The following is a 19,975-nucleotide window of genomic DNA, read 5'->3' as shown; positions in this document are numbered from 1 at the left end:
GCAAACTTTGAATGCAATCAACAAGGTGTGGACCTGGCGACAATCGCCGCTACATCCACACCTCGCGGCAACGTGCCATACACCCGACCGGACGATTCACCCAAGCGACTGGCGACAAACCCATCGCTGACCGCCGCATTGCCGGCTTCCAGCAACAGCTTGGCCTGCAACGCCACGGCGATGTCTTCGGTAAGCTGGCGCGCACGGTATTGGATGTCCTGGGTGTCCATAAAGGCTGACTTCAATTGCTCGATATGCCGCGCCAGTAGCTTGTCGCCATGCCCATCCCCCAGTTCGACAAACAACGTCTCCAGCACGCCCGGCTCTTTCGACAACGCGCGCAGCACGTCCAGGCATTGCACGTTGCCGGAACCTTCCCACGTCGAATTCACCGGTGCCTCACGGTACAGGCGCGGCAAGATGCTGTCCTCGACGTACCCGGCACCGCCCATGCACTCGGCGGCTTCGTTGATCATGGCCGGGGCGCGCTTGCAGATCCAATACTTGCCCACCGCCGTCACCAGCCTGGCGAACTTGGCTTCCTGCTCATCGCCCAGGTTATCCAGGGCCCTGCCCATGCGCATGCTCAGGGCCAGGGCGGACTCACTTTCCAGCGCCAGGTCCGCCAGCACGTTTTGCATCAAGGGTTGTTCACTGAGTACCCGGCCTCCCACCGAACGATGGGCACAATGATGGCTGGCCTGGGTCAGCGCCTGGCGCATCAACGCGCTGGAACCGACCATGCAATCGAAACGGGTCATGGCGACCATCTCGATGATGGTTGGCACGCCACGCCCTTCTTCACCGATCATCCAAGCCAGGGCGCCACGGAACTCCACTTCGCTGGAGGCATTGGAGCAGTTGCCGAGTTTGTTTTTCAGGCGCTGGATGTAGAACTCGTTGCGCGTGTCATCCGGGCGGTGCCGGGGCAGCAGGAAGCAGGTCAGGCCCTTGTCAGTCTGCGCCAGGGTCAGGAAGGCATCGCACATCGGGGCCGAGCAAAACCACTTGTGGCCCACCAGTTCATACGCCTGGCCCGGACCGCCGGCGCCCACCGGGTAGGCGCGAGTGGTGTTGGCGCGCACGTCGGTGCCACCCTGTTTCTCGGTCATGGCCATGCCGATAGTGGCACCGGCCTTGTGGGCGATGCCGACATTGCGCGGATCGTAGTGGGTATTGAGGATTTTCGGCAGCCAGGTCTTGGCCAGGTCCGGTTGCAAGCGCAGGGCAGGCACGCAAGCGAAGGTCATGGTCAGCGGACAGCCGGTGCCGGCTTCAGCCTGGCTGTGCAAATAAGTCATGGCGGCGCGGGCCACATGGGCGCCGGACTGCGGATGCGCCCAAGGCAGCGACGGCAAGCCATGTTCGACGGCGGTGCGCATCAGTTCGTGGTAAGCCGGGTGAAACTCCACCAGGTCGATGCGATGACCATAACGGTCATGGCTGCTGAACACCGGTTTGTTCTGGTTCGCCAGGAACCCGGCCTCCATCAACGGCCCACCGGCCAGCGCGCCGTAAGTATCGATACGCGCTTCTGCCCAGCCCGCGCCAAAGCGGCGCGACCAGTCCTGCAGGGGTAAATCGATACGGTACAGGTTGGTGCCGTCCAGGGACGGTGGCTGGTTGGTGACGTCGTGGGTTTCGGCAAACTGATGCAGGTTCATGACGGGCCTCCTGGAAAAAAGCCCATTTCGATTGAGGCTGTTTGTAGGAGCGAGCTCGCTCGCGAAGAACGTGAGAGCACCGCGCTTTTACAGGGTGCTCGCGTTATCGTTGACGTTCTTCGCGAGCAAGCTCGCTCCTACACGGTGCCCGTCGATTGAGGCCGGTTTTTTCAGTTAAGCACTGCCATGGCGCTTAAAAAAGTGGCATACCCGCCGAATGTCCGGCGCTTTCGCCCTCTACCGGACACAGCAACCGACGCTCCAACACCGCCTGTAAGGCCTCGAAACGCACAGGTTTGGACAGGCGATCGGAGAGGCCGATGCCATGGCAGCGCTCACGCTCCGACGCATTCAGCGACGTACTCAAGGCGATCACCGGCAACTCACCACAGCCAGGCAGTGCACGGATCTGACAGCACAACGAGAAACCACCTTCAGGGATATCCAACAGTACTGCGTCGAAATCTGCGGCTTGCAAGGCGGCCAACGCGCTCGGGCCGGTGTCCACGGTTTTCACCCGATATCCGAGCTTGAGCAGCATGCCGCGCACCACCAGTTGGCCGACGCTGTTGTCGTCCACCAGCAGCACCGAGCACTCCTGAGGTGCGCGCTGCTTATCCGGCGCAGGCCGGGACTCAGGTGCTAGGGGACTGACCTCCACTTCCAACTGGAAACGGCTGCCTTTGCGCGGTTCGGAGTGATGGGTGAGACGCCCGCCCAGCAGCTCGATCAGTTGCCGGCAGATTGCCAGGCCGATACCCAGGCCGCCGTACTCGCGCGTCATGGAGCCATCCAGTTGGAAGAACCGCTGATACAGGGTCGCTTCGTCGAGGAAGGCGAAGCCGATTCCGGTGTCGGTGACGATAAAGCTCAAGCGCAGGCCACCGTCACTCTGCGGCACACCGACCACGCGCAGGCGCACCGCGCCTTCATGGGTGAACTTGAAGGCGTTGTCCAGCAGGCAATCCAGGCACTGCAGCAGTTTGTCGGCGTCGCCCAGTACGCGGTCCGGCAACTCGTCCGCCACATCGATGGAAAACGCCAGGCCTTTGCTCTGGGCGCTGGCGGTGAACTGCTGGCGCAAGGTGTCGAGCGTGCCTCGCAGGCTGAACACCTGAGGCTGGGCACTCAAGCGGCCGGCCTGCAATTCGGTGAGGGTGAGAATGCCGTTGACCATGCGCATCATGTCCCGCGCCGAACCGGCGGCGGTCTGATGGTATTGCGCCAGATCTGCGTCCAAGGGCACGGTCTGCATCAGTTCGAGGGAGCCGATCACGCCGTTCATCGGCGTACGCAGTTCGTGGGTCAGGGTGGCGAGGAACTCGTCCTTGAGGCGGTTGCTGCGCGCCAATTGCTGGTTGAGCACTTCAAGTTTCTGGCTGGCATCGAACAGGATCTGCGCCTGTTGCTCGCGCATGGAATTGATGCGGTCGGCCAGGGCCAGGGACAGCAGCGCCACTTCAATCGCCGAGCCGATCTGGCTGGCGTACATGGTCAGGAATACGTTAGGCAGATAGCCCAGCACCATCAGCGTATTCACCACTCCACCTAGCAGGAACGCCGACCAGGCGATGATGAAATAGCGCGCCACCCGCTGGCCGCAATACCAGGCCTTGATGGCGGCGACAAAAATAGTCACGGTAAACACTAGGGCCAAACCGGTGGCCAGGCGCAGTGCCAGCGCGTAGCTGGTCATCAACGACAGCAGCATCACAACGCCACCGCAGGCCACCAGCGCCAGCAACAGCCGGTTGATCCAGCGACTGTGCTGGGCCGTGTGCAAAAAGCTGCGCGCAAACAGGCTGCCGAACAACGCCGCCGAGCCGATCAGGAAAGGCGTCGCGGCATTCGCCCACCAAGGATTGTTCGGCCAGAAATACTCCACCGCCGCACCGTTGACCGACAGCTGATACATGCCAAACGAGGCGATATAAAAGATGTAATAGAGGTAGCTGGTGTCGCGCACGCTGAGGTAGATGAACAGGTTATAGACCAGCATCCCCAGCAACACGCCATAGATCAGGCCCAACACATACAGGCGCAGCGGCTGCTGCTCCAGGTAGGCGGTGCTGGACCACAGCGTCACAGGCGCCTGGATCGACCCTTCGCTTTGCAGGCGCAGGTACAGGGTTTTTGCCTCGCCCGGCGTGAAGTCGACCTTGAACAAGTAGTTGTTCTGGCGGATCTCACGGGCGGAAAACGGCAGCGCATCCCCGGTACGTCCTGCCAGCCGATAAGTGCCGGTGTTGTCGGGCAGGTACAGGTCAAGATGGTCGAGCGGCGGGTACGCCAGCTCCAGCAACCAGGTGCGCTGCGCTTCGGGATTAGTGGGTAGGTACTGCAGATTGACCTTGAGCCAGAACACCGAGCGCGAGTAGCCAGCATTCAGGGTGTCTTTATCGTGGGGCTTGAACTGCGCGGTGGCGGACGGCGCACTCACATCCGCGATGGTGAGAGCATCGGTCGGGTCTTCGAGCACTTGCATGACTCGGCCCAACGGCAGGCTTTGCGTGTCCTGGTTAAACTCGATGGCGTTGGCGAGCATCGGCAACCCGCACAACAATAAAATCAGCAAATAGCGCATAGAGCCCCAGCGTGGCCTGTCCGGTTATGTCAAAAAGCCCCCCATTCCTTTTGAGAAGACGTACACCGGCAATACAGTAAGTAGTTAGGATCCACTCTAGCATAGCCACTAAAGGCTATTGGACACCATTGAAATAATTTTTTGAAAGGCTCTAGAACAAGGCTTTCAGCGATTTTAACCGAGTGCAAAACCGCCAAAAAAGCGTCACTGCGATGGCAAAATTCAACCATCGCCAGACGGCCCCGCCAAAAGCGTTTGGTGGTAAGCTCGCGCACCATGAATATCTACAGCTCTCGTCCCGTTGTCCTCTGTCTCTCCGGCCATGACCCCAGTGGTGGCGCCGGCTTGCAGGCAGATATCGAAGCCCTGCTCGCCCAGGGTTGCCATGCAGCTCCGGCCGTCACCGCATTGACCGTGCAAAACACCGTCAATGTCATCGATTTCCGCGTGCTCGACCGCGAGTGGGTACTGGCCCAGGCCAATGCTGTACTCGGCGATTCCGAAGTGGCGGCGGTCAAGCTGGGCATGCTCGGCTCCACCGCGATGGTCGACACCGTAGTCGAACTGCTGCAGGCGCATCCGCACCTGCCGGTGGTGTGCGACCCGGTGCTGCGCGCCGGCGGCGGTGGCAGCCTGGGCAAGGACGAAGTCGGTTATGCAATGCGCGAGCGGTTGTTGCCGCTGTCGCTGATCGCCACGCCCAACCTGCCGGAAGCGCGCATCCTCGCGGAGCTGCCTGAAGGCACGGCGGACGAATGCGCCGAGAAGCTGCTGCCGTACATCAAGCACCTGCTGATCACCGGCGGCCATGGCGACGAGCACGAAGTGCACAACCGCCTCTACAGCCGCGACGGCACACGCCGGACCTTTACCTGCCAGCGCCTGCCCGGCAGCTATCACGGTTCGGGCTGTACGTTGGCCAGCGCGCTGTCCGGTCGGATTGCCCAGGGCGAAGGCTTGGTGAGCGCCGTACAATCGGCCCTCAACTACACTTGGCGCACCCTGCGTGACGCCGAACAACTCGGCCAGGGCCAGTTCGTACCGCGCCGGTTGCCGCTGGATTTCTGCTCTTAAGATCAAGGGGCCTGCCCGATGAAATTACGTGGCCTTTACGCCATTACCGACAGCCAACTGTTGGCCGGTAAATTCCTCGCCTACGTCGAAGCCGCGTTGGACGGTGGCGTGACCCTGCTGCAATACCGCGACAAAAGCAGCGACGAAGCCCGGCGCCTGCGTGAAGCAGAAAAACTGCGGGAGCTGTGCTCGCGCTACAAGACCCAGCTGATCATCAACGACGACGCCGAACTGGCTGCGCGCCTCGGCGTCGGTGTGCACCTGGGCCAGACCGACGGCCCGCTGACCCCGGCCCGCGCCCTGCTTGGCTCCAAAGCCATCATCGGTTCCACCTGCCACAGCCAGATCGAACTGGCCGAGCAGGCCGCCAAGGAAGGCGCCAGTTATGTCGCCTTCGGCCGCTTCTTCAATTCCAACACCAAGCCCGGCGCACCGGCCGCCACCACAGAGATGCTGGCCCAGGCCCGTACACGTTTGCAGCTGCCGATCTGCGTGATTGGCGGCATCACCCTGGAGAACGCCCAGCCCTTGGTGGCCCACGGCGCCGACCTGCTGGCGGTGGTGCATGGCCTGTTTGGCGCCGACAGCACCCAGGAAGTCACGCGCCGCGCCCGTGCGTTCAACGCCCTTTTTCAGATTTGATTTTAAGAGAGCCCGATCATGTCCCGTTCCGAAACGCTGTTTGCCAATGCCCAGAAACACATCCCCGGCGGTGTGAACTCCCCCGTGCGTGCGTTCAAGAGCGTGGGCGGCACGCCGCTGTTCTTCAAACATGCCGAAGGCGCCTACGTCACCGACGAAGATGACAAGCGCTACGTGGACTACGTCGGCTCCTGGGGCCCGATGATCCTCGGCCACAGCCACCCGGACGTGTTGGACGCGGTGCGCAAGCAACTGGAACACGGCCTGTCCTACGGCGCGCCGACCGCCATGGAAACCGAGATGGCCGACCTGGTCTGCTCGATCGTGCCGTCGATGGAAATGGTGCGCATGGTCAGCTCCGGTACCGAAGCCACCATGAGCGCGATCCGCCTGGCCCGTGGTTTCACCGGCCGCGACAGCATCATCAAGTTCGAAGGCTGCTACCACGGTCACTCCGACAGCCTGCTGGTGAAAGCCGGTTCCGGCCTGCTGACCCAAGGCGTGCCCAGCTCGGCCGGTGTGCCGGCGGCGTTCGCCAAACACACCCTGACCCTGCCGTTCAACGACATCGCCGCCGTCGAGCAGATGCTCAACGAAGTGGGCCAGGACGTGGCCTGCATCATCGTCGAGCCGGTGGCCGGCAACATGAACTGTGTACCCCCGGCGCCGGGCTTCCTCGAAGGACTGCGCGAGCAGTGCGACAAGCACGGCGTGGTGCTGATTTTCGACGAAGTGATGACCGGTTTCCGTGTCGCCCTCGGCGGCGCCCAGGCTCACTACGGCGTCACGCCGGACCTGAGCACCTTCGGCAAGATCATCGGCGGAGGCATGCCGGTGGGCTGCTTCGGCGGCAAGCGCGAAATCATGCAGCACATCGCGCCACTGGGCCCGGTGTACCAGGCGGGCACCTTGTCGGGTAACCCGCTGGCCATGGCCGCCGGCCTGACCACCCTGCGCCTGATCAGCCGCCCGGGCTTCCACGCCGAGCTGACCGACTACACCACGCGCCTGCTCGACGGCCTGCAACAGCGCGCCGATGCCGCTGGCATTCCGTTTGTCACCACCCAGGCGGGCGGGATGTTTGGCCTGTACTTCAGCGGCGCTGACGATATCGTCACGTTTGATGACGTGATGGGCAGCGACGCCGATCTGTTCAAGCGCTTCTTCCACCTGATGTTGGAAGGCGGCGTTTACCTGGCGCCAAGCGCTTTCGAAGCCGGCTTCACCTCAATCGCCCATGGCGAAGCCGAGCTGAAACTGACCCTCGATGCCGCCGAACGCGCCTTCGCTGCACTGAAATAATTGGCCGCAAAAATCAGGCACCGCGCAAACGGTGTCTGATTTGCTACTTTGCTTACAGAGATTTCCGCGTTTTTTAGAGAAATCACCTGCAATCCGGCAGATAACTTGCCCAAGCAGCAGAAAAACGAGTAAAGACTTTGTAAGCAGAGGCCTGCTTATTTCATAATGCGCGCTTATTGGATCCCCTGAGGGTCCGCGCGCCCCGTCAGAGGTAAGTCGATTCCCATGAAACGCACCGGCCGCACCCTGGTTCTGGGCTGCCTGTTGCTCCTTCAGCCGCTGCTGGCACATGCACAAGCAGGCGGCAACTCGTTGTTAATCCCAGCGATGGGTCGTTGCACCCTCAATACCCAGCCAGACAGCCAGGCCGAAGCCCTGAGCGCGTGCCAGAAACAGGCCGACAGCGGGGATGCGCAGGCGCAATACGAGTTGGGTGAGTACTTTCACGACAGCAAAAACCCGGCCCGCGACCTCAACAAAGCCTTGAGCTACTTCGAGAAAGCCTCGCTGCAGGGGCACGCCCAAGCGCAATTCGAACTGGGCAACATGTTCTTCAAAGGCGAAGGCGTGCCGGCCAACAACGTCCAGGCGTATATCGTGCTGAAAATGGCCGCGGTCAACGGCGCAGAAGACGCACTGGACACCGCCGACGAAGTCGCCGAGCACATGCAGCGCGATGAGTTGGAAGTGGCGACCCAGGTGCTGGGGCAGATTTTCCGCAATTATCTGCAGGAGTTGCAGAGTGCCGACGGGCGTTCGCCCTTCTCACCCCTGCCTTAAATCTTTAGTGCCTGTGAAGGGCGCGACGCGGTCTGAAGCCCTACTTTTCAGGCATCGGCATCGGGAAGGGCATCACATTGCTCACACCCCGTGCCTCGCTGATCTTCGGCGTGCCCAAACGCTCGACCTCATCGATACGCACAATCGAATGCATCGGCACAAAGCTGCGCACCACGCCTTCGAACTGCGCCTTGAGCTTCTCTTCGCCCGGGTCGACGACCAACTGGGTGCGCTCGCCAAAGACGAACTCTTCCACCTCCAGGAAACCCCACAGATCGCTCTGATAGATCTGCTTGGCGTACATTTCGAACACCTGGCCCTGGTTGAGGAAAATCACCTTGTAGATTGGAGCTTCGCGTTTGGTCATGGTGGGCGGATAACACATCGGGGATATAAAAGAGGGCGCGAACTATAGCATGGCACCCGATGCACAACGCTAGGAACCAATGGGCATGCCCCCTATAATGCGCGGTTCTTTACCACCAGTTGACGATTCCCATGGCCAAGAAGCTTTACATCGAAACCCACGGTTGCCAGATGAACGAGTACGACAGCTCGCGCATGGTCGATCTGCTGGGCGAACACCAGGCCCTGGAAGTCACCGCCCGCGCCGAAGATGCCGACGTGATCCTGCTCAATACCTGCTCGATCCGCGAACGGGCCCAGGACCGTGTGTACTCGCAACTGGGCCGCTGGCGCGAATTGAAACTGGCCAACCCGGACATGGTGATCGCCGTCGGCGGTTGTGTGGCCAGCCAGGAAGGCGCCGCGATCCGCGACCGCGCGCCCTATGTCGACGTGGTCTTCGGCCCGCAGACCCTGCACCGCCTGCCGGAAATGATCGACGCCGCGCGCGTTACCAAGCTGCCGCAAGTCGACGTGTCATTCCCTGAAATAGAAAAATTCGACCATTTGCCCGAGCCACGCATCGACGGGCCGAGCGCCTACGTGTCGGTGATGGAAGGCTGCAGCAAGTACTGCACTTTCTGCGTGGTGCCCTACACCCGCGGCGAAGAAGTCAGCCGGCCATTTGACGATGTGCTGTCGGAAATCATCCACCTGGCCGAAAACGGCGTGCGCGAAGTGACCCTGCTGGGCCAGAACGTCAACGGCTATCGCGGCCAGACCCACGACGGCCGCCTGGCCGACCTGGCGGAATTGATCCGCGTGGTCGCCGCCGTGGACGGTATCGAGCGCATCCGCTACACCACCTCGCACCCACTGGAGTTCTCCGACAGCCTGATCCAGGCCCACGCCGAAGTGCCGGAACTGGTCAAGCACCTGCACTTGCCGGTGCAATCGGGCTCTGACCGCATCCTCTCGGCGATGAAGCGCAACCACACGGCCCTGGAGTACAAATCCAAACTGCGCAAACTGCGCGCGGCGGTGCCGGGCATCTGCATCAGCTCGGACTTTATCGTCGGCTTCCCCGGCGAGACCGAGAAAGACTTCCAGCAAACCATGAAGCTCATCGAAGACGTCGGTTTCGACTTCTCCTACTCGTTCGTCTACAGCCAGCGCCCCGGCACCCCGGCGGCCGACTTGCTGGATGAAACCCCGGAAGCGCTGAAAAAAGAGCGCCTCAACGCGCTGCAACACCGCTTGAACCAACAGGGTTTCGAGATCAGCCGACAGATGGTCGGTTCCACCCAGCGCATCCTGGTAACCGACTACTCGAAAAAAGACCCGGGCGAACTGCAAGGCCGTACCGAGAACAACCGAATCGTAAACTTCCGTTGCGATAATCCGACCCTGATCGGCCAGTTTGCCGACGTGCACATCGACGCGGCGCAACCCCATTCGCTGCGTGGGTCGTTGATCCCGTAATCACTTTTTGAATTATCGCCAGCCAACATGTGCCGTTTAAGTGCTTTCGCACACAGCCGGCTGGCGTTATTCTCTATTTCACCTCAACAGCCAAAGGGCGGCTAAAAGCGACCTTGAACGCACCCATAGCAGAACCCCATCGTTTTATCCTCGAGCCCTTTGAGGCTCTCCGTTTCGCCAACCTGTGCGGACAGTTCGACGAGCACCTGCGCCTGATCGAACAACGCCTGGGCATCGAGATCCGCAATCGCGGCAATCAGTTCGAGCTCATTGGTGAAGCCCTGCACACTAAATCCGCAGAAAACCTGCTGCGCCGTCTCTACCGCGAAACCAAGGGTAGCGAGCTGTCGCCAGAAATCGTGCACCTGTATTTGCAGGAATCGGCTGTGGAAGACTTGGCCAATAACCCAGTCGCTGAAGCCAGCGTGGCCCTGCGTACCAAAAAAGGCATGATTCGCCCAAAGGGCTTGAATCAGCAGAAGTACGTCAAGGCAATCCTGGGTAACGACATCAATTTCGGCATCGGCCCCGCCGGTACCGGCAAGACCTACCTGGCCGTGGCCTGTGCGGTCGACGCGCTGGAGCGTGAGCAAGTACGCCGCATCCTGCTGGTGCGCCCAGCGGTAGAGGCCGGCGAAAAACTCGGCTTCCTGCCCGGTGACCTGGCCCAGAAGATCGACCCGTACCTGCGTCCGCTCTACGACGCGCTGTACGAGATGCTCGGCTTCGAATACGTGGCCAAGCTGATCGAGCGCCAGGTGATCGAGATCGCCCCACTGGCCTACATGCGCGGCCGCACCTTGAGCAACAGTTTCATCATCCTCGACGAAAGCCAGAACACCACCGTCGAGCAGATGAAGATGTTCCTGACCCGCATCGGGTTCGGCTCCACAGCCATTATCACCGGCGACATTACCCAGGTTGACCTGCCCAAGGGCACCAAGTCGGGCTTGAGCCATGTGATTGAAGTACTCAAGGACGTGCCGGGCATCAGTTTCACGCACTTCTCGCCCAAGGACGTGGTGCGCCATCCGCTGGTACAGCGCATTGTCGAAGCCTACGAGCGCTTCGAACACCGCGATGACGGGCTGTCCAAGGACGTTCGCCGCGATGCTTGAGCTTGACCTGCAGCTGGCCACCGATGCGCCCGCCCCCAGTGAAGCCCAGTTCCGCCAATGGTGCGCCCTGGCCTTGCGCCAGCGCACCGCCGACTCGGAGCTGACCATTCGTCTGGTGGACGAGCCCGAGGGCCGCGAACTGAATCACACCTGGCGCCAGAAGGACTACGCGACCAACGTGTTGTCCTTCCCTGCCGACGTACCGGATGAACTGCTGGATATCCCGCTGTTGGGCGATCTGGTCATCTGTGTCGCCGTGGTGGAGCGCGAGGCGAAGGAACAAGGCAAGGAACTTGAGGCCCATTGGGCCCATCTAGTCATCCACGGCTGCTTGCATCTCTTGGGTTACGACCATATAGACGATGACGAAGCCGAGGAAATGGAAACACTGGAACAAACGTTGCTTGCAGAATTGGGTCATCCGGACCCGTATGCCGACGACGAAGTTTAAAAACACTCAACTGTAACAATAAAGGATTCAGAGTAATCGCTATGAGCGAAGACCGATCGAGCAACGGGCAGAAGTCATGGCTGGGTAAATTGACCCAGGCTTTTGCCCACGAGCCGAAAAACCGCCAGGAGCTGCTTGAGCTGCTGCGCGAGGCCCATCAGAACAAGTTGCTGGACAGCGAAGCGCTGGCCATCGTCGAAGGCGCCATCCAGGTGGCTGACCTGCAAGTACGCGACATCATGGTCCCGCGCTCGCAGATGATCAGCATCAAGGCGACCCAGACCCCACGGGAATTCCTCCCGGCCGTGATCGACTCAGCGCACTCGCGCTACCCGGTGATCGGTGAAAGCCATGACGACGTCATGGGTGTCCTGTTGGCCAAGGACCTGCTGCCGCTGATCCTCAAGGAGAACGGCGACAACTTCAATATCAAAGATCTGTTGCGTCCGGCCACCTTCGTGCCCGAATCCAAGCGCCTGAACGTGTTGCTGCGCGAATTCCGCGCCAACCACAATCACATGGCCATCGTGATTGACGAATACGGCGGTGTGGCCGGCCTGGTGACGATTGAAGACGTGCTGGAACAGATCGTCGGCGACATTGAAGACGAACACGACGTCGAAGAAGACAGCTACATCAAGCCGCTGCCCAGCGGTGACTTCCTGATCAAGGCACTGACGCCGATCGAGAACTTCAACGAGTTCTTCGACAGCGAATTCTCCGACGACGAGTTCGATACCGTGGGCGGCCTGGTGATGAGTGCGTTTGGCCATCTGCCAAAACGTAACGAGACCACCGAGATCGGCGCGTATCGCTTCCGCATCCTCAATGCGGACAGCCGTCGTATCCATCTGATCCGCCTGACACCTATTGCCCGCTAAGGAATGACATGCAGCGCCTAACCCGCCCCGGCTGGCCCGGTAATTTGCTGGCCGTGGTGGCCGGCGCCATCACCACCCTGGCGCTGGCGCCGTTCGACCTGTGGCCGTTTGCGCTGGTGGCGGTCGGACTGTTCTATGTCGGGCTGCGGGACCTGAGCCCGCGCCAGGCATTGGGTCGTGGCTGGTGCTTCGGCTTCGGCCTGTTCGGCGCCGGTACCAGCTGGATCTACTACAGCATCCACCACTTCGGCGGCGCTTCGGTGCTGTTGGCGGGTTTCCTGATGCTGCTGTTTACCGCCGCCATCGCTTGGTTCTTCGCCCTGCCCGCCTGGTTATGGGCGCGCTGGCTGCGTCGTAACGAAGCGCCGTTGGCGGATGCACTGACATTTGCTGCGTTGTGGGTGGGCCAGGAAGCGTTTCGCGGCTGGTTCCTCACCGGTTTCCCGTGGCTGTACTCCGGCTACAGTCAGCTTGACGGCCCGCTGACGGGCTTGGCCCCAGTGGGCGGCATGTGGCTGATCTCCTTTGCCCTGGCACTGACGGCAGCGCTGCTGTGCAACCTGCCGCGTCTGCTGGCCGGCAAGCGCAACGCATTTATCGGCGCAGGCTTGGTGTTGCTGGTCGCGCCCTGGGCCATCGGCCTGGCGCTCAAGCATCACGCCTGGACCAGCCCCTCCGGTGCGCCACTGACCGTGGCCGCCCTCCAGGGCAACGTCGAACAAAGCATGAAATGGGACCCGGAGCAGCTCAACGCACAGCTCGCGCTGTACCGCGACATGAGCTTCAGCTCCAAGCCCGTCGACCTGCTGGTGTGGCCGGAAACTGCCGTGCCGGTGCTCAAGGAGTCTGTCGAAGGCTACCTGGGCATGATGGGCAAATTCGCCGCCGACCGGCACACCGCACTGATCACCGGCGTGCCAATCCGCCAGGAAGTGCATCACCAGAAACGCTACTTCAACGGCATCACCGTGGTTGGCGAAGGCGACGGCACCTACCTCAAGCAGAAGCTGGTGCCCTTTGGCGAGTACGTGCCGCTGCAGGACATGCTGCGCGGCCTGATCGCGTTCTTTGATCTGCCAATGTCGGACTTCGCTCGCGGACCGTCCGACCAGGCTATGCTGCAGGCCAAGGGCTATCAGATTGCGCCGTTCATCTGCTACGAAGTGGTGTACCCGGAGTTCGCTGCTGGCCTGTCGGCCCAGAGCGATTTGCTGCTGACCATCAGCAACGACACCTGGTTCGGCCGCTCCATCGGCCCGTTGCAGCACCTGCAAATGGCGCAGATGCGTGCACTGGAGGCCGGTCGTTGGATGATCCGGGCCACCAACAATGGCGTGACCGGTTTGATCAACCCGTTTGGGCAGATCACCGCGCAGATCCCGCAATTCGAACGTGGGATCCTCTACGGCGAAGTGGTGCCGATGCACAACCTCACGCCGTACCTGCAATGGCGTTCGTGGCCGTTGATCATTGTGTGCCTTGGCTTGTTTGGCTGGGCGCTGCTCGCGGGTCGGATGTCGAAAACCCTGTAGGTTTCGCGACGGGGTTATCGGTAGAACAACCGATAACCCAACTGCCCCACCGCTTCGTTGATCAACTGCCCGCTGCGCCACACTGATACGAACTCCGGCATCCAGCCACCCAGTGGGCGAGCGTTGTCCACGCCCAGGAAGCCCACCGGCGCAGGCACCACAGTGAACCCGGCTCTCTCGAAGCTCCACACCGAACGCGACATGTGCCAGGCCTGTGTCACCACCACCACGCGTTTGATGCCCTCAGGCAAGAGAATCTCTGCGCTCATCTGCGCGTTTTCCCAGGTGGTTCGGCTGCGCTCTTCCTTCCAGCGCACCGTCACGCCGAAGTCATCCTGCATCGACACTGCCATCAACTCCGCTTCGCTGGGCGGTGTGCCGTAATGCAGGCCGCCGCTGGTCAGCACCGGCAAGCCGGAAGCCTTGGCCAGTCGTGCGGCGTAGCGCTGGCGCTCCAGGCCGGTTCCCGTCGGTTGGTCGGTGCCCCAGGCCGGGTCACCGCGCTCGCGCCCGGAGCCCAGCACCACGATGGCGTCGGCGCGCTGGGCCAACGTCGACCAGTCTTCCCGCGCCAACGCCGGTTCGGTTTCCAGGGCCCGAGCGCCCCACTCCACCATGACTGGCAAGCTGATCAACCACATCCCCCCAAAACCCAGGGTAAAGAAGCACGCCGCCAAACGCGGGCGACTACGGCGAAACCACCAGGCAAGCGCCAGCAACAGCAAGAGAATGCCGGGCGGCAGGAGCAGTTGTTTGATGAAATAACGAATAGGCATCGGGCATCTCCAAAGATGCCCGAAGCCTAAGGTGTAACGGGGTTTAGCGACAATCTTTACGGTGACATGCTTTACAGTGAAACGGCGTGGTGAAGCCGTCCAGGGGGCAGTGAATTACTTGTAGCGGGCGGACCGGAGCTTTTCCGGGCCACGACCGGCCGACAAGTCCTTGAGCCACACCACCTTGGCTGAGTGCGTAGGCTCCTTGATTGGCGGGGTTGCCACCCAAGGAGGCGCACTGCGCCCATTCCTTTCCAGATACGCCTTGATCAGTTCCAGCTCCGCGAGGCTCAGACCGCGCAGTTCCAACTCCACAGGCCGTTCATTACGCAATCGGCCTGCTGTCCTCGCTGCATCCAATGCACGACCCAAGCGGTCGATCAGTCCTTCGTAGACATCCGGTTTCGATACGATTCTTTGCGATTCAACCATCCCCTCACCTCATTGAAGAAAGACTTGCTCCCCAATAAACAGCGTAGTCCTCGTGGCTGCGCGCGCCTGGCGCCGCGACAGACGGCCCTGCCTGCGCAATCAGGGTTTCCCTCGATAGAGTGGGGTCATGTATGCTACGGCGCTTCCTGTAACTCCACTTCCCGCAGGGTTTGGGCACGGACGCGCCGCTTTTTGGTGTCGATCAACCTGAACGTTGCACCGAAGAGGATTAGGCCACCCCTATTCAGTTCAAAAGTAGCCATGCACGAACAATATCAGCCCCGTGAAATAGAAAATGCCGCCCAAACCTTCTGGGACGAGCAAAAGTCCTTTGAAGTCAGTGAACAGCCAGGCAAGGAGACTTTCTATTGCCTATCAATGTTCCCTTACCCCAGCGGCAAGCTACACATGGGGCACGTGCGTAACTACACCATCGGCGACGTGATTTCCCGTTACCAGCGCATGCAGGGCAAGAACGTCCTGCAACCCATGGGTTGGGACGCGTTCGGCATGCCGGCGGAAAACGCCGCGATGAAAAACAACGTGGCCCCCGCCAAGTGGACCTACGAAAACATCGCCTACATGAAGACCCAGCTGCGCAGCCTGGGCCTGGCGGTGGACTGGTCCCGCGAAGTGACCACCTGCAAGCCGGATTACTACCGCTGGGAACAATGGCTGTTCACCCGCCTGTTCGAAAAAGGTGTGATCTACAAGAAAAGCGGCACCGTGAACTGGGACCCGCTGGACCAGACCGTACTGGCCAACGAACAAGTGATCGACGGCCGCGGCTGGCGTTCCGGCGCGCTGATCGAAAAGCGCGAAATCCCGATGTACTACTTCAAGATCACCGCCTACGCGGATGAACTCTTGTCGAGCCTCGACGATTTGCCGGGCTGGCCTGAACAGGTCAAGACCATGCAGCGCAACTGGATCGGCAAGTCCAAGGGCATGGAAGTGCAGTTCCCGTACAACGTCGATTCGATCGGCGAAGCGGGCGCACTCAAAGTCTTCACCACCCGCCCGGATACTTTAATGGGAGCGACTTACGTCGCCGTGGCCGCCGAGCACCCGCTGGCCACCCAAGCCGCACAGAACAACCCTGAGCTGCAGGCGTTCATCGCCGAATGCAAAGGCGGCAGCGTGGCCGAAGCCGACGTCGCCACCCAAGAGAAAAAAGGCCTGCCAACTGGCCTGTTCGTCGAGCACCCGCTCACCGGTGAAAAGCTGCCGGTATGGGTCGCCAACTACGTGCTGATGCACTACGGCGATGGCGCCGTAATGGCAGTGCCGGCGCACGACGAGCGCGATTTCGAATTCGCCACCAAGTACAGCCTGCCGATCAAATCCGTGGTGCGTACCAGCTCGGGTGATACCAACCCGGCCCCGTGGCAAGACGCCTACGGCGAGCACGGCACCCTGATCAACTCCGGCGAGTTCGACGGCCTGGACTTCCAGGGCGCCTTCGACGCTATGGAAGTTGCACTGATCAAGAAAAACCTGGGCGCCTCGCGCACTCAGTTCCGCCTGCGCGACTGGGGCATCAGCCGCCAGCGCTACTGGGGCTGCCCGATCCCGATCATCCACTGCGAAAGCTGTGGCGACGTACCAGTACCGGAAGACCAACTGCCGGTAGTCCTGCCGGAAGATGTGGTGCCGGACGGCGCCGGTTCGCCATTGGCACGCATGCCTGAGTTCTACGAGTGCAGTTGCCCGAAATGCGGCCAGCCTGCCAAGCGTGAAACCGACACCATGGACACCTTCGTCGAGTCCTCCTGGTACTACGCCCGCTACGCTTCGCCGCACTACGAGGGTGGCCTGGTAGAGAAATCCGCAGCCGACCACTGGCTGCCGGTTGACCAGTACATCGGTGGTATCGAACACGCCATCCTTCACCTGCTGTACGCGCGTTTCTTCCACAAGCTGATGCGTGACGAAGGCCTGGTGAGCTCCGATGAGCCGTTCAAGAACCTGCTGACCCAAGGCATGGTGGTCGCCGAGACTTACTATCGTCGCGAAGCCAATGGTGCCTACACCTGGTTCAACCCGGCTGACGTAGAGCTTGAGCGCGACAGCAAAGCCAAGGTCATCAGCGCCAAGCTGATCGCCGACGGTCTGCCGGTGGAAATCGGTGGCACCGAGAAGATGGCCAAGTCGAAGAACAACGGCGTTGACCCGCAGTCGATGATCGACCAGTTCGGTGCCGACACCTGCCGCCTGTTCATGATGTTCGCCTCGCCGCCTGACATGAGCGCCGAATGGTCCGACTCCGGCGTCGAAGGCTCGCACCGCTTCCTCAAGCGCGTCTGGCGCCTGGCGCACGCCCACATCAGCCAGGGCCTGCCGGGCAAGCTGGACGTGGCCGCCTTGAGCGACGAGCAGAAACTGATTCGCCGCAGCACCCACCTGGCCATCAAGCAAGCCAGCCAGGACGTGGGCCAGAACCACAAGTTCAACACTGCCATCGCCCAGGTGATGACGCTGATGAACGTGCTGGAAAAAGCACCACAAGCCACTGAGCAGGATCGCGCTCTGGTACAGGAAGGCCTGGAAACGGTCACCCTGCTGCTGGCCCCGATCACGCCGCACATCAGCCACGACCTGTGGAACCGTCTGGGCCACAACGATGCCGTCATCGATGCGCGCTGGCCGGTGCAGGATGACAGCGCCCTGGTACAGGACACGCTGCAACTGGTGATCCAGGTCAACGGTAAACTGCGTGGCCAGATCGACATGCCGGCTACCGCCAGCCGCGAAGACGTCGAGGCGGCTGCCCGCGTCAACGAGAACGTGCTGCGCTTTACCGAAGGCCTGACGATCCGCAAAGTGATCGTGGTGCCTGGCAAACTGGTCAATATCGTCGCTAGCTAATCGGATCGGGCGCAGGGTTCAAACCCTGCGCCGAACAAAGCCTTCAGGGCCTCGATAAGGCCCACATGGTTTCAAGGGGAGCAACAAAATGATCAAACGCAATTTGCTGGTGATGGGCCTTGCCGTGCTGCTGAGCGCTTGCGGCTTCCAGCTGCGCGGTACCGGCACCAACGACTTGGCGATCAAGGAACTGGACGTCAGCGCCCGCAATGCCTACGGCGAAACAGTAACGCAGTTGCGCCGGGTCCTGGAAAACAGCGGCGTGCACGTTTACACCGGCGCAACCTACAAACTGTTTCTGGCCGATGAGAGAGAAACCCAGCGTAACCTGAGCTATGCCAGCGCCGGCCGCGCGTCGGACATCGAGCTGAGCACCGAGCTGAGCTTTCAAATCCAGGGCCGCGATAATCTGCCGTTGATGGGTGACAAGATCCAGGTCCAGAAGGTCGTGAGCCACGATGGCAACAACCTGGTGGGCTCGGACTCGGAAATCGTCCAGGTGCGCAAGGAAATGCGTCGTGAGCTGGTTCAGCGCATGATCCTGCGCCTGCAACTGCTGACGCCGGTGCAATTGGAGGCCCTGCAGCAACAGGCTGACAACAAGGCCAAGGCCGATGCTGACGCGCTGAAAGCCGCCAAAGAGTACGAAGACAACACGCCGAAACAATCGCCTGTTGAAGTCCCTGTCGAGTAAGCCAGACGGGGCGCGCCAAGCGCCCCGTTCGCCCTGCCTATGAAACTTGCTCCCGCCCAACTCGCCAAACACCTGCAAGGTGGCCTTGCGCCTGTCTATATCGTCAGCGGCGATGACCCACTGCTGTGCCAGGAAGCCGCTGACGCCATTCGCACCGCTGCACGCCAGCAAGGCTTCGACGAACGCCAGGTCTTCAGTGCCGACGCCAGCTTCGACTGGGGCACGCTGCTGCAAGCCGGCGCGAGCATGTCGCTGTTTGCCGAAAAGCGCCTGCTAGAGCTGCGCCTGCCTTCGGGCAAGCCTGGGGACAAGGGTGCCGCCGCCCTGATGGAATACTGCTCGCGACCTGCCGAAGACACGGTGCTGTTGATCAGCCTGCCCAAGCTCGATGGCAGCGCGCAGAAAACCAAATGGGGCAAGGCCCTGGTGGAAGGAGCGCAAACCCAGTTCATCCAGATCTGGCCAGTGGACAGCAACCAGCTGCCGCAATGGATCCGCCAGCGCTTGTCCCAATCGGGGCTGTCGGCAACCCAGGACGCGGTGGAGCTGATCGCCGCCCGGGTCGAAGGCAACTTGCTGGCCGCCGCCCAGGAAATCGAAAAGCTCAAGCTGATGGCCGAAGACGGGCAGATTACCGTCGAAACCGTCCAGGGCGCAGTGGCGGATAGCGCGCGCTTTGATGTGTTCGGGCTGGTGGATGCAATCCTCAATGGCGAACCCGCCCACGCCCTGCGCATGCTCGAAGGCCTGCGCGGTGAAGGCGTGGAGCCTCCGGTGATTCTCTGGGCCCTGGCCCGGGAACTGCGCGTACTGGCCAATATTGCCCTGCAATACAGCCAGGGCACGCCGTTGGACAAGGCCTTCAGCCAAGCTCGACCGCCGGTCTGGGACAAGCGCAAACCGCTGATGAGCAAAGCGCTGCAACGGCACTCGGCGCAACGCTGGGCGCAACTCTTGCTGGAGGCGCAGCGCATCGACGCACAGATCAAGGGCCAGGCCGCCGGTTCGCCATGGATGAGCCTGAGCCGTTTGTCGCTGTTGATGGCCGGCCAGCGCCTGACACTGCCGGCAGGATAGTCCTACCTCTCGAAGGGCTTTACAGCGGCGCAACATCGGCAGATGATTTGCACCGCTTCATCCCACCTATCGAGAGCAACGACCATGAGCAAAAAGCCATCCAAGCATGGCCCCAACAAGGCCAAATCCATCATCGCCCAGCCACTGTTCCGCAGCCGTCAAGAACGCGCCGGCAAAGGCAAAGGCAGCTACCGCCGCGAAGCCTTCCAGTCTAATAGCTGGGAGGCTTCTTACTTTCTGGCTGCCTGAAGGCAAGCGCCCCTCTGGCATGAT

General features: G+C 61.2%; 18 protein-coding genes. 13 read left to right on the top strand and 5 right to left on the bottom strand.

Going from position 1 to position 19,975, the window contains the following annotated elements; all coding sequences use genetic code 11:
• Window positions 1–17 precede the first annotated feature (17 nt).
• Together HX793_RS15765 and HX793_RS15760 are read right to left on the bottom strand one after the other, a co-directional pair.
• Window positions 18–1,664, bottom strand: coding sequence for an acyl-CoA dehydrogenase family protein (locus tag HX793_RS15765; RefSeq protein ID WP_177053229.1), 1,647 nt, complete (start codon window positions 1,662–1,664; stop codon window positions 18–20).
• A 193-nt stretch (window positions 1,665–1,857) separates the two neighbouring features.
• Complete coding sequence (locus tag HX793_RS15760) at window positions 1,858–4,248, bottom strand: hybrid sensor histidine kinase/response regulator (protein ID WP_177095289.1); 2,391 nt, start codon at window positions 4,246–4,248, stop codon at window positions 1,858–1,860.
• Window positions 4,249–4,524: 276 nt separating this feature from the next.
• Here HX793_RS15760 and HX793_RS15755 point away from each other — a divergent pair, with 276 nt between their 5' ends.
• The 4 genes from HX793_RS15755 (at window position 4,525) to HX793_RS15740 (ending at window position 8,046) form a co-directional block, all read left to right on the top strand.
• Window positions 4,525–5,322, top strand: coding sequence for a hydroxymethylpyrimidine/phosphomethylpyrimidine kinase (locus HX793_RS15755; RefSeq protein WP_177053230.1), 798 nt, complete (start codon window positions 4,525–4,527; stop codon window positions 5,320–5,322).
• Window positions 5,323–5,340: 18 nt separating this feature from the next.
• Entirely contained in the window at window positions 5,341–5,964 is a 624-nt protein-coding gene (gene thiE / locus HX793_RS15750; protein WP_033896453.1) for a thiamine phosphate synthase, read from the top strand.
• Between the two features lie 18 nt (window positions 5,965–5,982).
• Complete coding sequence (hemL, locus tag HX793_RS15745; RefSeq protein WP_016973898.1) at window positions 5,983–7,266, top strand: glutamate-1-semialdehyde 2,1-aminomutase; 1,284 nt, start codon at window positions 5,983–5,985, stop codon at window positions 7,264–7,266.
• Between the two features lie 225 nt (window positions 7,267–7,491).
• Window positions 7,492–8,046, top strand: coding sequence for a tetratricopeptide repeat protein (locus HX793_RS15740; RefSeq protein WP_016978601.1), 555 nt, complete (start codon window positions 7,492–7,494; stop codon window positions 8,044–8,046).
• Window positions 8,047–8,086: 40 nt separating this feature from the next.
• Here the strand turns inward: HX793_RS15740 and HX793_RS15735 are convergent, their stop codons facing one another.
• A complete protein-coding gene (locus tag HX793_RS15735) occupies window positions 8,087–8,413 on the bottom strand; it encodes a DUF1820 family protein (protein ID WP_003236992.1) in 327 nt (108 codons plus the stop codon).
• Window positions 8,414–8,544: 131 nt separating this feature from the next.
• On the opposite strand from HX793_RS15735, the gene miaB reads away from it, so the two are divergent.
• The 5 genes from miaB to lnt all read left to right on the top strand — a co-directional run bounded on the left by miaB (window position 8,545) and on the right by lnt (window position 13,855).
• Window positions 8,545–9,873, top strand: a complete 1,329-nt coding sequence (gene miaB / locus HX793_RS15730) for a tRNA (N6-isopentenyl adenosine(37)-C2)-methylthiotransferase MiaB (RefSeq protein ID WP_016978599.1) — start codon at window positions 8,545–8,547, stop codon at window positions 9,871–9,873.
• A 113-nt stretch (window positions 9,874–9,986) separates the two neighbouring features.
• Complete coding sequence (locus HX793_RS15725) at window positions 9,987–10,991, top strand: PhoH family protein (RefSeq protein ID WP_016978598.1); 1,005 nt, start codon at window positions 9,987–9,989, stop codon at window positions 10,989–10,991.
• A complete protein-coding gene (gene ybeY / locus HX793_RS15720) occupies window positions 10,984–11,442 on the top strand; it encodes an rRNA maturation RNase YbeY (RefSeq protein WP_010206771.1) in 459 nt (152 codons plus the stop codon). Before HX793_RS15725 ends, ybeY begins: the two co-directional genes overlap by 8 nt.
• A 41-nt stretch (window positions 11,443–11,483) precedes the next feature.
• The gene (locus HX793_RS15715; RefSeq protein WP_065886853.1) at window positions 11,484–12,323 is read left to right on the top strand and encodes a CorC family transporter; all 840 of its coding nucleotides are present in this window, start codon (window positions 11,484–11,486) and stop codon (window positions 12,321–12,323) included.
• 8 nt (window positions 12,324–12,331) lie between these two features.
• Window positions 12,332–13,855 carry an apolipoprotein N-acyltransferase gene (gene lnt, locus HX793_RS15710; protein ID WP_177059127.1) on the top strand — a complete coding sequence of 508 codons (1,524 nt, stop codon included), beginning with the start codon at window positions 12,332–12,334 and terminating at the stop codon, window positions 13,853–13,855.
• A gap of 14 nt (window positions 13,856–13,869) precedes the next feature.
• Here the strand turns inward: lnt and HX793_RS15705 are convergent, their stop codons facing one another.
• Window positions 13,870–14,631, bottom strand: a complete 762-nt coding sequence (locus HX793_RS15705) for a YdcF family protein (RefSeq protein ID WP_177053232.1) — start codon at window positions 14,629–14,631, stop codon at window positions 13,870–13,872.
• Window positions 14,632–14,745: 114 nt separating this feature from the next.
• Entirely contained in the window at window positions 14,746–15,063 is a 318-nt protein-coding gene (locus HX793_RS15700; RefSeq protein ID WP_177095291.1) for a hypothetical protein, read from the bottom strand.
• Between the two features lie 261 nt (window positions 15,064–15,324).
• On the opposite strand from HX793_RS15700, the gene leuS reads away from it, so the two are divergent.
• From leuS to arfA, 4 genes are all read left to right on the top strand, one after another.
• Window positions 15,325–17,931, top strand: a complete 2,607-nt coding sequence (gene leuS, locus HX793_RS15695) for a leucine--tRNA ligase (protein WP_177053233.1) — start codon at window positions 15,325–15,327, stop codon at window positions 17,929–17,931.
• Window positions 17,932–18,019: 88 nt separating this feature from the next.
• Window positions 18,020–18,625 carry an LPS-assembly lipoprotein LptE gene (locus HX793_RS15690; RefSeq protein ID WP_016978593.1) on the top strand — a complete coding sequence of 202 codons (606 nt, stop codon included), beginning with the start codon at window positions 18,020–18,022 and terminating at the stop codon, window positions 18,623–18,625.
• A gap of 39 nt (window positions 18,626–18,664) precedes the next feature.
• Complete coding sequence (gene holA / locus HX793_RS15685) at window positions 18,665–19,702, top strand: DNA polymerase III subunit delta (protein ID WP_177095293.1); 1,038 nt, start codon at window positions 18,665–18,667, stop codon at window positions 19,700–19,702.
• 84 nt (window positions 19,703–19,786) lie between these two features.
• The gene (arfA, locus tag HX793_RS15680) at window positions 19,787–19,951 is read left to right on the top strand and encodes an alternative ribosome rescue factor ArfA (protein WP_003176285.1); all 165 of its coding nucleotides are present in this window, start codon (window positions 19,787–19,789) and stop codon (window positions 19,949–19,951) included.
• The last annotated feature ends 24 nt before the right edge of the window (window positions 19,952–19,975 follow it).

This window comes from Pseudomonas reactans (assembly GCF_013387025.1).
GTDB lineage: Bacteria > Pseudomonadota > Gammaproteobacteria > Pseudomonadales > Pseudomonadaceae > Aquipseudomonas > Aquipseudomonas reactans.
Note: the sequence above shows the minus strand (reverse complement) of the source record. Positions and strands in the feature narration are given on the sequence as shown.

Coding starts and splice junctions, on each gene's coding strand:
- HX793_RS15765 (WP_177053229.1), bottom strand. CDS start 1,664: ATGAACCTGCATCAGTTTGCCGAAACCCACGACGTCACCAACCAGCCA.
- HX793_RS15760 (WP_177095289.1), bottom strand. CDS start 4,248: ATGCGCTATTTGCTGATTTTATTGTTGTGCGGGTTGCCGATGCTCGCC.
- HX793_RS15755 (WP_177053230.1), top strand. CDS start 4,525: ATGAATATCTACAGCTCTCGTCCCGTTGTCCTCTGTCTCTCCGGCCAT.
- thiE (WP_033896453.1), top strand. CDS start 5,341: ATGAAATTACGTGGCCTTTACGCCATTACCGACAGCCAACTGTTGGCC.
- hemL (WP_016973898.1), top strand. CDS start 5,983: ATGTCCCGTTCCGAAACGCTGTTTGCCAATGCCCAGAAACACATCCCC.
- HX793_RS15740 (WP_016978601.1), top strand. CDS start 7,492: ATGAAACGCACCGGCCGCACCCTGGTTCTGGGCTGCCTGTTGCTCCTT.
- HX793_RS15735 (WP_003236992.1), bottom strand. CDS start 8,413: ATGACCAAACGCGAAGCTCCAATCTACAAGGTGATTTTCCTCAACCAG.
- miaB (WP_016978599.1), top strand. CDS start 8,545: ATGGCCAAGAAGCTTTACATCGAAACCCACGGTTGCCAGATGAACGAG.
- ybeY (WP_010206771.1), top strand. CDS start 10,984: ATGCTTGAGCTTGACCTGCAGCTGGCCACCGATGCGCCCGCCCCCAGT.
- HX793_RS15715 (WP_065886853.1), top strand. CDS start 11,484: ATGAGCGAAGACCGATCGAGCAACGGGCAGAAGTCATGGCTGGGTAAA.
- lnt (WP_177059127.1), top strand. CDS start 12,332: ATGCAGCGCCTAACCCGCCCCGGCTGGCCCGGTAATTTGCTGGCCGTG.
- HX793_RS15705 (WP_177053232.1), bottom strand. CDS start 14,631: ATGCCTATTCGTTATTTCATCAAACAACTGCTCCTGCCGCCCGGCATT.
- HX793_RS15700 (WP_177095291.1), bottom strand. CDS start 15,063: ATGGTTGAATCGCAAAGAATCGTATCGAAACCGGATGTCTACGAAGGA.
- leuS (WP_177053233.1), top strand. CDS start 15,325: ATGCACGAACAATATCAGCCCCGTGAAATAGAAAATGCCGCCCAAACC.
- HX793_RS15690 (WP_016978593.1), top strand. CDS start 18,020: ATGATCAAACGCAATTTGCTGGTGATGGGCCTTGCCGTGCTGCTGAGC.
- holA (WP_177095293.1), top strand. CDS start 18,665: ATGAAACTTGCTCCCGCCCAACTCGCCAAACACCTGCAAGGTGGCCTT.
- arfA (WP_003176285.1), top strand. CDS start 19,787: ATGAGCAAAAAGCCATCCAAGCATGGCCCCAACAAGGCCAAATCCATC.